This is a genomic window from Aeromonas sp. CU5 (assembly GCF_002586745.1).
Classification (GTDB): Bacteria; Pseudomonadota; Gammaproteobacteria; order Enterobacterales; family Aeromonadaceae; genus Aeromonas; species Aeromonas sobria.
On sequence record NZ_CP023817.1, the window covers coordinates 2,337,068 to 2,350,019 of the forward strand.

12 protein-coding genes and 1 pseudogene are annotated in these 12,952 nt (G+C 60.1%); 7 read left to right on the top strand and 6 right to left on the bottom strand.

The annotated features are described in order from the left end of the window. Window positions 1–5: 5 nt before the first annotated feature. Window positions 6–638, bottom strand: coding sequence for a LysE family translocator (locus CK911_RS10180; RefSeq protein WP_098969844.1), 633 nt, complete (start codon window positions 636–638; stop codon window positions 6–8). Between the two features lie 231 nt (window positions 639–869). Here CK911_RS10180 and CK911_RS10185 point away from each other — a divergent pair, with 231 nt between their 5' ends. The 3 genes from CK911_RS10185 (at window position 870) to CK911_RS10195 (ending at window position 3,491) form a co-directional block, all read left to right on the top strand. Further along, window positions 870–2,492: a methyl-accepting chemotaxis protein gene (locus tag CK911_RS10185; protein ID WP_098969845.1), complete on the top strand. Its 1,623-nt coding sequence runs from the start codon at window positions 870–872 to the stop codon at window positions 2,490–2,492. 175 nt (window positions 2,493–2,667) lie between these two features. Next, window positions 2,668–3,198, top strand: coding sequence for a DUF1523 family protein (locus tag CK911_RS10190; RefSeq protein ID WP_042018699.1), 531 nt, complete (start codon window positions 2,668–2,670; stop codon window positions 3,196–3,198). Continuing rightward, window positions 3,195–3,491, top strand: coding sequence for a helix-turn-helix domain-containing protein (locus CK911_RS10195; protein WP_042018697.1), 297 nt, complete (start codon window positions 3,195–3,197; stop codon window positions 3,489–3,491). The genes CK911_RS10190 and CK911_RS10195 overlap by 4 nt, the downstream gene beginning before the upstream one ends. A gap of 138 nt (window positions 3,492–3,629) precedes the next feature. Here the strand turns inward: CK911_RS10195 and CK911_RS10200 are convergent, their stop codons facing one another. Both CK911_RS10200 and rihA read right to left on the bottom strand, forming a co-directional pair. Further along, window positions 3,630–4,097 carry a hypothetical protein gene (locus tag CK911_RS10200; protein WP_098969847.1) on the bottom strand — a complete coding sequence of 156 codons (468 nt, stop codon included), beginning with the start codon at window positions 4,095–4,097 and terminating at the stop codon, window positions 3,630–3,632. Window positions 4,098–4,130: 33 nt separating this feature from the next. Further along, window positions 4,131–5,066, bottom strand: coding sequence for a pyrimidine-specific ribonucleoside hydrolase RihA (gene rihA, locus CK911_RS10205; RefSeq protein WP_098969848.1), 936 nt, complete (start codon window positions 5,064–5,066; stop codon window positions 4,131–4,133). A gap of 258 nt (window positions 5,067–5,324) precedes the next feature. Between rihA and CK911_RS10210 the strand changes: the two genes are divergently transcribed. Continuing rightward, window positions 5,325–6,020, top strand: coding sequence for an RluA family pseudouridine synthase (locus CK911_RS10210; protein WP_098969849.1), 696 nt, complete (start codon window positions 5,325–5,327; stop codon window positions 6,018–6,020). 169 nt (window positions 6,021–6,189) lie between these two features. Here the strand turns inward: CK911_RS10210 and udp are convergent, their stop codons facing one another. Next, entirely contained in the window at window positions 6,190–6,945 is a 756-nt protein-coding gene (gene udp / locus CK911_RS10215) for a uridine phosphorylase (RefSeq protein WP_042018691.1), read from the bottom strand. A 382-nt stretch (window positions 6,946–7,327) separates the two neighbouring features. On the opposite strand from udp, the gene yiaY reads away from it, so the two are divergent. The 3 genes and pseudogenes from yiaY to CK911_RS10230 all read left to right on the top strand — a co-directional run bounded on the left by yiaY (window position 7,328) and on the right by CK911_RS10230 (window position 9,766). Then, window positions 7,328–8,479: an L-threonine dehydrogenase gene (yiaY, locus tag CK911_RS10220; RefSeq protein ID WP_098969850.1), complete on the top strand. Its 1,152-nt coding sequence runs from the start codon at window positions 7,328–7,330 to the stop codon at window positions 8,477–8,479. 136 nt (window positions 8,480–8,615) lie between these two features. Next, window positions 8,616–8,954, top strand: a complete 339-nt coding sequence (gene bamE / locus CK911_RS10225; RefSeq protein WP_042018688.1) for an outer membrane protein assembly factor BamE — start codon at window positions 8,616–8,618, stop codon at window positions 8,952–8,954. A gap of 183 nt (window positions 8,955–9,137) precedes the next feature. Beyond that, window positions 9,138–9,766: pseudogene (locus CK911_RS10230) on the top strand (NAD(P)H-binding protein). Window positions 9,767–9,923: 157 nt separating this feature from the next. Here the strand turns inward: CK911_RS10230 and CK911_RS10235 are convergent. Both CK911_RS10235 and CK911_RS10240 read right to left on the bottom strand, forming a co-directional pair. Continuing rightward, window positions 9,924–11,618, bottom strand: a complete 1,695-nt coding sequence (locus tag CK911_RS10235) for a pyridoxal-dependent decarboxylase (RefSeq protein ID WP_098969851.1) — start codon at window positions 11,616–11,618, stop codon at window positions 9,924–9,926. A gap of 223 nt (window positions 11,619–11,841) precedes the next feature. Then, window positions 11,842–12,858, bottom strand: coding sequence for a lipoate--protein ligase A (locus CK911_RS10240; RefSeq protein WP_098969852.1), 1,017 nt, complete (start codon window positions 12,856–12,858; stop codon window positions 11,842–11,844). Between the last annotated feature and the right edge of the window lie 94 nt (window positions 12,859–12,952).

Here is a 12,952-nt window from a genome sequence, read left to right on the forward strand (position 1 = left end):
GGCTCTTAACCGAGCGCCAGCCAGACTCCCACCCCCAGCATCAGGGTACCGGCGATGCGGTTCATCAGGGTGACGTTACCGCTCTTGGCGAGGAAGTGGCGCAGGGTGCGGCCACCGCAGGCGTAGAGCAGCAGGCAGGAGAACTCGATGACCAGGATCAGCGCCACCAGCGCGGTGATCTGCGGCGCCATCGGCTTGTCGGCAGAGATAAAGGGGGGCAGCAAGGAGATCATAAAGGCCCACCCCTTGGGGTTGGCGATGGCGGTGACAAACCCCTGCACCGCCAGCCCCATGGGGCTGGTCTGCTGACCGGCCGAGAGATCCGCCGGAATGGCCATCTTCCCTTTGGCCTGCCACATCTGGATGCCGAGCCACACCAGATAGGCGCCCCCCACATATTTGAAGGCGGCGAAGATCCCCGGATAGTTGAGCATGATGGCAGCTACCCCGATCACCGACAGCACCGAGACCAGCCCGACTCCGATCAGCTCCCCCCACATCATGTGTAGAGTACGGCGCACACCCAGGCTCATCCCCAGGGTCATCGACAGGGTCATGCACATGCCGGGGGTCACCGAGACAAAGAAAAAGGTCGGGATAAACAGAGCCAGAATGGCCGGATCGATCCAGCTGGACACAACACACCTCCATGGGACGAGAGCGGGGAATAACGAAAACGGGACAGGATTGACACAACCCAGCCAGTTGTACCACATATTCAGGTGATAAAGCGCTCAATCATGCCTAAACGGCTCCTTTATCACAAGAAAAACCTTTTCTTCAGCTCATTTCAGCAATAAAAGCCTGTGACAGCTCCTGACGTGCATGTGTAATATGTCGGCTCCTCCAATTCCGGATTAGAGCCATTTATGTCATTGAATAATCTATCAATACGCATCCAGGTCTTGATACCTCTGCTGCTGGCCAGCCTGCTGATGATGGTGATGATCGCCATCAGCAAACAGGGTCTGGATGAAGCCATCAGTGACATAGATGAGACGACCCAGACCGTGGTTGAAAACAAGGACGACATTGCCAAACTGATCCACGCCACCTATCGGCTGCGCACCAGCGCCATCTATGGCCTCTACGATGCCAAGCTGTTTGCCGCACTGCCCGCAAACCTCAACAGCGCCGAGCAGGAGATCAACACAATCCTCGGTCGTCTGGTGCTCCCCGGTGCCGAGCAGGATAACCGTCAGGTCGCTGCCGCCCTGCAGGCCTACCTCAGCCATACCCGCAGCAACATGCTGCCGCTGCTGGCGCAAAAACATCAGGGTGGCAGCGATCCAGTCGCCTACGAGGCGGCCCGCCTCCATTTCCGCGAGCTGGGTGAACAGCTGATCAAGCAGATCGACAGCATGTCGGCCCACATCAACCAGTTGATCCAGCAAGAGCTGGCCGAAGAGCAGGCCCACTACGATGCCACCGTGCTGCGTACCCTGTTGCTCACCGCCGGTACCCTGCTGGCGGCGCTGATCTGCGGCTGGGTGCTCTCTGGTCGCATCGTCAGCCCCATCGCCCAGTTGCAGGAAGTGATGCACGCGGTGGCGCAAGGGCGCTTCAACGTGCGTGCCAAGGCGGAGGGCAACAACGAGCTGACCCGTCTGGCCAAAGATATCAACCTCACCCTGACCCAGCTCGGCAACACCATCGAAAGCCTGACCGGGATCAGCAACAGCGTCGCCTCCGCCGCCACCGAGCTGGCCGCCGTGATGACCCAGTCCGAGGCCAATGCAAGGCAGCAGCACAGCGAGATCGAACAGGTTGCTTCCGCCGTAACCGAACTCTCCAGCACCGCTGACAACGTCAACCACAACGCAGCAATCGCCGATGAACTGGCGCGCGATGCCAATGGCCGGGTCGAACAGGGGCTCGCCCTCTTTACCGAAAGCATCGCAGCCAACAGCCGGATGGCGGGCAGTCTGGAAGATGCCGCCGCCATCGTGACCCAGCTCAAATCCCAGTCCGAGCAGATCGGCAAGGTGATTGAAGTTATTCAGGGGATCTCCGAGCAGACCAACCTGCTGGCGCTCAATGCCGCCATCGAAGCGGCCCGTGCCGGTGAAACGGGCCGTGGCTTTGCGGTGGTGGCCGACGAAGTGAGAATGTTAGCGGCCCGCACCCAGGACTCCACCAAGGAGATCCAGGCCATCATCGAGCGGCTGCAGGGCCAGTCCCAATCCGCCAACAACGGCGTGCAAGAGACCCTGGAGATCCTCAGCCATAACCAGCGCCTGTCGGCTCAGGTGCAGGAGCTTCTAAGCGGTATTACCGGTGCAGTGCGCCAGATCAACGACGCCAACGCCCAGGTAGCCACCGCAGCCGAGGAGCAGTCCTGCGTCACTGCCGACATCAACCGCAACATCACCAATATTCACGAGATCGTAAGCCAGAGCTCCGCCGGCATCAGCCAGAGCGCCAGTGCCAGCAACGAACTCTCGCAGCTCGCCGAGCAGCAACGCAAGCAGCTCTCCCGATTCCAGCTGTAAGCGCACAAAGCGAACAAGACAAAAAGGCCCGCAAGGGCCTTTCTTGTTGATAGGGCAATGGCTTTGTCTCTGTTTTAAACGCCATTTTTTGGCCAATGGCTCCATAGGGGGCTGGGCTGATCCACCAAATATCGGTATGGTAGAGGCACGTTACTCCCCCTCACGTGAGCACACCATGAGCCTGAGATTCAAGAAACCCGCCTTTATCGCTTTGGGGCTCATCGCCCTCGTTTCCGCCACCTGGCTCGACTTCTACCTGCCGGAGCACACCATTGCCACCATTACCGGTGTCGAGGTGAAGCGCACCGACAAGGATGGCCCCATCAGCCAGAAGAACCCGGCTGATGGCCCCACCTCCGACGTCTACTACATCTATACCGAGCGCCCCGGCGAGAAGATCCGGGTATTCCGCAATGAAGATACCGAGTGGGGCTGGCCCTTCTACTTCAAGTTCAACGCCGCCGATGTGCAGGCCAAAGCCAAGTCGATGGAGTTCGAGAAGCGTCTGGCCATCATCACCTCCTACGGCTGGCGCGTGAACATGTTCTCCCTGTTCCCCAACGTTACCAAGATCGAAAGCACCGAGCCTGATGCCTCCACCTGGAGCTTCTTCCGCTGGTTCTGGTTCGGCCTCTGGGCACTGGTGATGGGCAAAGCGGCCATTGCGACCTGGCGCTACTTCGATCGTCTTGAGGACGAGATATGAGTGAGCCGAGTAAAACCCGCACCAGTTTCTACCGGCGGCTCTACGTGGCCTGGCTGATCAGCCAGGGCACGGATACGGTGCCCGCCATCATGGAGGTGACCGGCATGCCGCGCCGCACCGCGCAAGATACCCTGAGCGCGCTGGCCGAGCTCGATATCAACTGCGCCTTCGAGCAGACCGAAGGGGCTCGCCACCTGCAAGGGCACTACCGCATCAGTGACTGGGGCCCCATCAACCCTGCATGGATCAAGGCCCAGTTGCCTTTTATCAAAGAGACGCTGAGCTATCCCTAAGCCGGGAACAGCTCTGCAATAACACTCGGTACTAAATAAATAGAGGGGCCAGCCGACAAGGCTGGCCCCTCTATTTTCCGGCCGCATGTTTCAGGCTGACAGGCTGACAGGCTGACAGGGGATAGGGTGATGGCAGCCCTACTCGGGCATGGCCGAATCCTGCAACTCCTCGTCGGACTCCCCCTTGGTGCAATCGATGATAGATCGCTTGGGATTGTTGGGGTCGCGCAGCAGCAGGGGCGCCAACCCCTCGTCATGCTTCTGCTCGTCACTAAACTCGCTGCCGTAGGCGTTGTGGGTCAACCGGCGGGCGTTGGCGATGGGGGTATCGACAAACAGGGCATGCACTTCGAAGCTTGCGGCAGGCACGATAAAGCCGACCACCGGCAGGCCGTGCAGCTCCTCGTGCACCTTGTACCAGGCAAAGCCGTCGCTCACCTTGTAGGGGGTGTAGTTGGTCAGTTGTAGATTGGCAGCCCTGCCCGTCTCATCTACATAGAGATCGGTAAATTCACAGGTCGCCAGCCCCTGCCACATCCGCTCGAATGGCGTCGCACAGCCCGTCAGTTGCAACCCGGCCAGCAGCACCAAGCCTCTCTTCCACATTCCCCGCCCCTTCTTGCAAAAATGAACCGGCGCTCAGTCAAACGCCCGCAGCCGCGTCACCAGCAGATCGATAAAGCCCGGACGATCCAGCCCCAGCAATACCAGCGCATTGGCTGGCTTGCCGGTCAGACCATAACGATCCACCACCGTCATCCCCACGGTATGCTCCCCTCTGGTCTCGATATCGACCCGGCACTCGACCCCGTGGAACAGCTCGGGAGCCAGCAACCAGGCAATGGTACAGGGGTCGTGGAGCGGTGCACCGGCAAATCCCCACTTGGGATCCCGATGGTAGATCATGAAAAAATCGAGCAGCCCGGCGACGCACTGGGCCACCGGATTGGTGATGGCGCGCACCCGCTCGATATCCTCGTCCATCACCTGCGCCTCATGGGTCACATCAAGGCCGCACATGGTGATAGGAATATCTGACTTGAACACCATATCGGCCGCTTGTGGGTCGACATAAATATTGAATTCCGCCGCCGGGGTCCAGTTGCCGGCCCCTGCGGCGCCCCCCATCAATACGATGCGGGCAATCCTAGGTTTGAGCTCCGGGTGGGCCGCCAGCAGCAGGGCGATATTGGTGAGCGGCCCGGTCGGCACCAGGGTCACCGGCTCCGGGCTCTCGCGCAGGCACTTGGCCATCAATTCAATCCCCGTCATGGCCTGCGGCGCAAAGGCGGGATCCGGCAGCTTGGGACCATCGAGCCCCGACTCGCCGTGGACGTTGTCGGCAATAATCAGCTCGCGGGCCAGTGGCTTCGGCGCCCCCGCCACCACCGGAATATCGTCCCGCCCCAGCAAGGTGAGGATGCGCAGGGCATTGTTGAGGGTTTTATCCGGTGTCTGGTTGCCCGCGCTGGTGGTGACCGCCAGCACCTTAAGTTCAGGGCTGGCCAGCGCTAGAATGAGGGCAATGGCGTCGTCGTGGCCGGGATCACAATCGAGAATAACGGGCAGTGCCATGGAAAGGGTCCTTACAACATAACAGGGAGCCATACCTTAACAAGCAAGCTTCGGATGAACTCGGGAAGGGGTCACAAAACGGGGCCTTGTTGGTGACCAAAGCGGTTTGCACTTCACGCCGTCGCGCGATCAAAGCGGCTCATTATCAAGAGGTTGCATGGCGCAATCCCGTTCATTTCCCGAGGTAGCGCACCGCCCATTCGCCCGGCCGCGCCGGTTCGGGTATGATCGCCCCCCCGTTTCCAGCCCGTGCCCCCTATGTCCGTTATCGTCGACACCTTTATCGCCCCGCCCTGCAGTGCCGCCATCGAGACGTTGTTTGAAGATGAGCACCTGCTGCTGATCAACAAGCCAAGCGGCCTGCTGAGCCTCTCGGGCAAGAACCCGCAGAACCTCGACTCGGTTCACTATCGACTGGTGCAGGATCACCCCGGCTGCACCCTGGTGCATCGCCTCGACTTTGGCACCTCGGGCATCATGGTGGTGGCCAAAAACAAGGCCATCAACGCCCAGCTCTGCCAGCAATTCAGCCAGCGGGCGGTGAGCAAGGCCTACAGCGCGCTGCTCTGTGGCCATTTAGCTAGTGATGAAGGGGTGATCGACGCCCCTATTGCCAAGGATCCGGCGATTTTCCCGCTGATGAAGATCTGCGCCGCCAGCGGCAAACCCGCCCGCTCCCGCTATCAGGTGATTGAGCTGCTGGATCAGCAGATGCAAGGCCAGGTTGTGCCACTGACCCGGGTGCGGCTGGTGCCTGAGACCGGCCGCACTCATCAACTGCGGATCCACAGCCAGTTGCTGGGCCACCCCATTCTCGGTTGCGATCTCTATGGCGGCCTGCTGCTGCCTGGCTGCGAACAGGCACCGCGGCTGATGCTGCACGCCAGCGAGCTGGATTTTACTCATCCGGTGAGCGGCGAGCCGATGCAGATCCGCTGTGCAGCCCCTTTTTAGAGGCAATGAGTAGAGGCCGTCAGTAGATGGCAATCAGCACGAGTGCGGCGGGATCAGTGAAAGGGGTGACGGGAGAAGAACAGGGGCAAACGGCGGATAAAGATAGGGGCCGCGCTTTCGCAACGGCCCCCACCCCCCACTCGGTGCTCTTGTAACAAGAGCTCTGCTATCAGATCAGCTTGCGGGCAGCGCCCAATACGATCTTGATGGCATCAGATTCGGTTTTCGCCATGGTCTCGGCGTTCGGGATTTCCTGCTGGGTACGGTTGACGATAACGCCAGCCACCATACCGGCACGCAGGCCCTGGCTGGTGCACATGGTCAGCAGGGTTGCGGATTCCATCTCATAGTTCAGCACGCCCATGGCTTGCCACTCTTTCATGGAACCCTGGAAACGGCTCACTACGCGGCCAGATACGGTGTCGTAACGCTCCTGACCCGGGTAGAAGGTATCGGAAGAGGCAGTCACACCAATGTGCAGCTTGGAGCCCATCTCTTTGGCGGTGTTGACCAGCGCTGTGGTGCAGTCGAAGTCGGCAACAGCCGGGAACTCCATCGGTGCAAAGTGCAGGCTGGCACCGTCAAGGCGCACAGAACCGGTAGTCACAATCACATCGCCCACGTTCAGGTGCGGCTGGATGGCACCGGTGGTGCCGATACGCAGGAAGGTGTTGATACCCAGCTGGGCCAGCTCTTCTACCGCGATGGAGGTGGACGGGCCACCGATACCGGTAGAGCAGATGATCACGGCCTTGCCGTCCATCTCGCCGCGCCAGGAAGTGAATTCACGATGGCTGGCCAGGTGCACCGGGTTATCCAGCATCTCTGCGATGCGCTTGACGCGCTCGGGGTCACCGGGGACGATCGCCAGGGTGGCGCCTTGCAGATCCGCTTTCTTCAAACCCAAGTGAAATACATCAGACATATTGGACTCCTGGTTGCCCCCTGCCAGCATGGTCAGGGCGCAAGTTAAGATGATTCTTTATGATACTTTCAAGCCTTTACCCCCCTTTCTGGGGAGGCGCCAACTATGGTCGAAAGCGCTTTCCAATTCCTTGAAGCGCCTCACACTTCCACGCATTGACAGTCACGAAATCCGCGCAAAACGTTTGCTAACCCAATGAAATAATTGACAAACGTTTTTCTGAAAAGTGAACAGGAAGCGGAAAAGTCAAGTCTGGTTCAACGCTTAATTAGCGACTCGTGATCGACCCCGTAAAGTTGTAAACAAGATGCTTTTGTATCCCACCCATGATGGTAACTTAGCGCTCACTTACCACTAAATGGCTAACTATAGGGAGTCCATCATGGCTACATTCAAGTTCTATATTCCTGCAATCAACCTGATGGGTGCCGGTTGTCTGCAAGAGGCCGCCGCCGATATCAAGGGTTACGGCTATCGCAAAGCGTTGATCGTTACCGACAAGATCCTCAACCAGATCGGCGTGGTCGCCAAGCTCACCACCCTGCTGGCTGAACATGGTATTGAAAGCGTGGTTTTCGATGAAACCAAGCCGAACCCCACCATGACCAACGTCGAGTCGGGTCTGGCCATGATCAAGGCCAACGGCTGCGACTGCGTCATCTCTCTCGGCGGCGGCTCGCCCCATGACTGCGCCAAGGGCATCGCGCTGGTTGCCGCCAACGGTGGCAGCATCAAGGATTACGAAGGGGTGGATCGCTCTGCCAAGCCGCAACTGCCGCTCATCGCCATCAATACCACCGCCGGTACCGCCTCCGAGATGACCCGCTTCTGCATCATCACCGACGAAGCGCGCCACGTGAAAATGGCCATCATCGACAAGCACGTTACCCCGCTGATGTCGGTCAACGATCCCGAACTGATGCTGGCCAAGCCGGCCGGTCTGACCGCCGCCACCGGTATGGATGCCCTGACCCACGCCATCGAGGCTTATGTCTCCACCATCGCCACTCCGGTGACCGATGCCAGCGCCGTGATGGCCATCGAGCTGGTTGCCAAGCACCTGCGCACCGCCGTCAACCACGGCGATGATCTGCACGCCCGCGAGCAGATGGCCTATGCCCAGTTCCTGGCCGGCATGGCGTTCAACAACGCAAGCCTGGGTTACGTACACGCCATGGCGCACCAGCTGGGCGGTTTCTACGATCTGCCCCACGGTGTCTGCAACGCCGTGCTGCTGCCCCACGTTCAGGCTTACAACGCCCAGGTGAGCGCCGCCCGCCTGAAAGAGGTGGCCCGCTACATGGGTGTTGACGTGAGCGCCATGAACGACGAACAAGGTGCCGCCGCCGCCATTGCCGCCATCAAACAGCTGGCGCTGGATGTGAAGATCCCGGCCGGTCTGGAGCAGCTGGGCGTCAAGGCCGATGACTTCGATACCCTGGCCAGCAACGCCCTGAAAGATGCCTGCGGCTTCACCAACCCGAAACAGGCCAGCCACGAAGAGATCGTCGCCATCTTCCGCGCGGCGATGTAATGGTTGCGTGATTGCCGATAAGGGTCGCAGTGCGGCCCTTTTTATTGGCTGATGGATCAATGGCTTTTTACTTCCGTGGAGGGAGTCGGTATGATTTGCCGAGCCAAAAAGACTGTATGGATGATCTGAACTCGATATGCGGATGAAACACCTGATTGCCGCGGCTTTGACCGCCCTCACCCTCTCCGGTTGCAGCCTGGTCTATCGCATTGATATTCCCCAGGGCAACTATGTGGAACAAAAACAGGTCGACAAACTGCGCCAGGGGATGACCCGCGAGCAGGTCAGCTATGTGCTGGGCAGCCCCATGCTGCGCGACGGCTTTGACCCCAACAGCTGGTACTACCTCTATGAATTCCAGCCGGGCCACGGCGACAAGGAGCGTAAAGAGCTCACCGTCACCTTCGCCAATGAGCGGCTCACCACGGTGACGGGTGACTTCCCGCTGCCAGCGGCCTTCAATACCCCGCTCTGATATCCCGCAAAACCGGCCTCGCGCCGGTTTTGTTTTATCCAGCCCTCGCTATTTATCCTGCCCGTTATCCCGTCAGGCAGCAGTTAGTCATTGCCTCCCCATTGCAGCTGCCCGCAAATTGACTGATGCTGATGAGCAGCCACCATGGCATCAACACCATCGAATGACACAGGGAGAATCCTCATGAGCCGGATCCTGATTGCCGGAGCCAGCGGCCTTATCGGTCGCGAACTGGTGCAGCAACTGCCTGCCGAACATGAACTGACCCTGCTCTGTCGCAAGCCGGGCAAGGAGGCCCACCACTGGCTGCCGGTCAATTTTGATGATCTGGCCAGCGTCACCCTCTCCCGCCCGGTGGATATCGCCTTCTGTGCCCTCGGCACCACTCGCAAGGAGGCGGGCTCTGCTGAGGCATTTCGCCTGGTCGATCTCGACTATGTGCTCGCCTTTGCCGAACTGGCCCGTCGCCACGGTTGTCAGCGGCTGATCGTGGTCTCGAGCATGGGGGCCAACGCAAGCTCACCGGCCCTCTATCCGCGTACCAAGGGGAGATGGAGCAGGCCCTGCTGGCCCAATCCTGGCCGCGACTCGCCATCGTGCGGCCAGCCATGTTGCTGGGGGATCGCCAGCCACCGCGCCTCTCTGAGCAGATCTTTCAGGCCATCTATCCGCTGTTTCGGCCGCTGCTGGTGGGCAAGCTCGCCCGCTGGCGCGCCATCAAGGCCCAGCAGGTGGCCCACGCCATGATCGCCCTCTCGAAACTGCCCGCTGGGTGCGAGATTGTCGAGAACGAGCAGTTGCTGGCTCTCTGAACCCGACCTTCCCCACCGCTTTCGCACAGTCAGCGCCACAGCAGTTAAAACAGCAGGGCAAGCCAATCGGCTTGCCCTTTCTTTATCTTATTGGCGTGACACACCCAAGCCATCACTGGCTACTATTGGCCGCACTCGGCAGTCAGGGCGACCGCCATCAACCGCGAATATGGTCGATAAAGGCGTCGATCTGCTCGCGGGTGCAGGCGGGGTTCATAAAGACTGCCTTCTCCCCGGCGATGTAGGAGTACTTGCCGCGGGAGTCATAGTCGGAGTGAGCTACCGCCTCCACCCAGTTGGTGTAGAGCCCTACCTTGCCGCGCCCCTTGAACTGGCTGCGGTGGTAGTCGGTGTTGCGCTGCAAGCGGGCCTTGTAGGCAGGATCGCTGGAGCGGGCCAGCTCGAAGGCAAACTCGGCCTCCGGGTCGCTCACCCACTCGGGGTTGTAGATCTTGAAGCCGACGCTCGGCCCCTGATTCTCCTGCGCCACCAGCTTGACGTTGCCGAGCTGGCTTAACCGGAAGCGGAAGTAGTTGGCATTTTGCAGGCAGTGGGCCAGCACGGTGCGATAACCCTCCACCCCCATATAGTTGAGGGCGGCATAGGCACCGAACAAACCGCTCGCGCCGCGGGAGCACTCGATGGTGGATTGCAGGTGGGTCTGGCCCTGAATGTCCCGCTCAAAGTAGGAGAAGTTCTCCGGGTCATTCTCCATCGCCTTGAGATCATCCTGCTCCTTGATCATCACCAGACTGGAGGTGTAGGGCACATAGCCCCACTTCTGGAAGTCGACAGTGAAGGAGTCGGCATATTTCAGCTCGGCAAAGCGCGCCACGTTGCGCTCGATCCCCGCCAGAGTCGCGCTGTTGATGGCGAGTGGGTTGGCGGCAAAGTCGTAACCCAGGAAGAAGATCATCGACCAACCGATGGCGGCATCGACGTGGATGTGCGGCTTGACCGTCACTTCGAACTGCTCGCAGAGGCGATTGCGCAGCTCGAACACCGGCTTGACCTGATCCACCCCGAAGGTGTCGGTGGTGCCCATGGTGAGCATGATGGTGGGTACCACGTGCTTCAGGGCGAAGCAGGCGGTCAGGGTGCGCTCGAGGTGGTCAAGATCGATGTCATTGTTCTCGCCGACCTGAATCCGGATGGTCTTGTTCTCGATATCGACCCCAAGCAGGGAGAGGTTGGTGATGTTGGAGTAGTGACCGCCCTGGGAGTTGATGATGCGGTAATCCTGATAGTGGCCGAGCCCCTTGTGCTTGGCCTCCGGCAGGCTTTTGCGAATGCCGAGCAGGTAGCCATAGAGGTTACAAAAGGTTCCCCCCTGGGTGAAGATGCCGGTGGCTCGCTCGGGGTCATAACCCGCCAGCAGCGCTATCTGGCGCACCACCTTCTTCTCAAGCTCCTCGGCCACCCCGGCATATTCGGAGTAGACCAGATTGGGGTTGGCCAGAATGCCCAGCTGGGCACCGTAGATAGCGGGATCCGCCGACATGGTGATGACGTTCTCGACGCTGGAGGGGTTCTCCCAATCCTTCGACAGGGCGGCGGCAAACAGCAGCTCGGCCATCGGCTCGCCCGGAGTGCGCATGGTGGCGGGCACCGGCATGGTCTCGCAGAGATCTGCAAGGCGCGCGCGGCCATCAGGCCAGGCGTTCAGGCGGGCATCCGGGGCCAGACCACGGGCACGAAATTCATTGAGGGTGGCAAATCCGGGTTCGCGAAAAACGGGCCAGAGATCGGGATTGCGCGAGAAAAAGTTGGCTTTGACTGTGGCGAAACGGGCAGCGAATTCGGGGTGGTCGGCATTGACGCTTTCGTCTTTCAGATAAACTAAGTCACTCATTTTTATACCATTAGTACAGCAAATGTGCGGCCGTTATACCCCTGTGCCAGCGGGGCCGACAGCGACAATATCTAATGGCCTACCCTACTTTTTGTCATGTATCAGCCATGACAAGGGCTGGCAAAAAGGCGCCTTTGAGGCGCCTCTTTATATTTCGTGATCTTGCTCCCATCCTGGCTGACATAGTCCTTACTACCAGACCGCCATCAGCACAGTGCCACCCTCAACGCAGGGAGGCCAACAGCCACTCGGCAAACTCCGCCAGCTCGATCTGCTGCTGCGGAAAGGCCGCCAGCCAGGGCTGCAGGCGCGCGGCGACCGCCTCCGGTCGATAGTCGCAACCCGCCAGCTCGGCCGCCAGCAGATCAAACGGGGCGGGTTCCAGGGTATCGCTGAACAGCTGCGCCCGGGTGATGGCCCCTTTCTCCACATCAAAGTGCAGCTCCACCCCACCCCAGCTGAACCGCTCTTCCAGCAAATGGCTGAAAGCAGGGGCATGGCCATAGTTCCACTCCCAGCTGCGCTGGCGGGCGAAGGTCTCGGCAAAGCCCGGCAGATCCGGCATCTGCTCGGGAGAGATATGCTCGGGCGCAACTCGCGCGCCGTAATGGTGGAAGAACGCCTCGGCAAGCGCCTCGCTCACCTGATCGTGGTCGATCCCCGGCAGCAGTTCGCACAGATTGGCCACCCGGCCGCGCACCGAGGTGATCCCCTTGGCCGCCAGCTTCTTGGGATCAGGATTGAGGTAGTTGGCGAGCCGGCCGAGATCGGCGTCCAGCAGCAGGGTGCCGTGGTGAAAACCGCGATCCAGGGTCTCCCTGTAGGCTGACCCCGATACCTTGCGCTCCCCGTCCGGGGTGGCGACCAGCAGATCGTTGCGACCGGAGGCAAACGCACTCACCCCGAGCCGCTTGAGGGCATCGAGTACGATGGCGGTGGAGATGCTCTTGTCATACTCCGGCTTGCCCGCCATGAAGGTGAAGCAGCTGTTGCCAAGGTCGTGGAACACGGCGCCGCCACCACTGCTGCGGCGCGCCAGCGTCACCCCATTCTCCTCCATCCGGCGGGTATTGCACTCCTTCCACGGATTCTGGGCACGACCGATCACCACAGTATTGGCGTTGCGCCACAGGAACAGCACCCGCTGGCCGGGGTCCATCTGGCGGAAGATGCACTCCTCGACGGCCAGATTGAACAGGGGATCGTGAGAGTCGGAGACAAGCAGACGCAGCGTAGTCATCGGGGGAACCTTATATCGAGTCAGTAGCGAAGGGATATTACCACCTTGCCACCTGACTCGCTTGTTACCGCGCGCGTTGACAACGACCACTGGG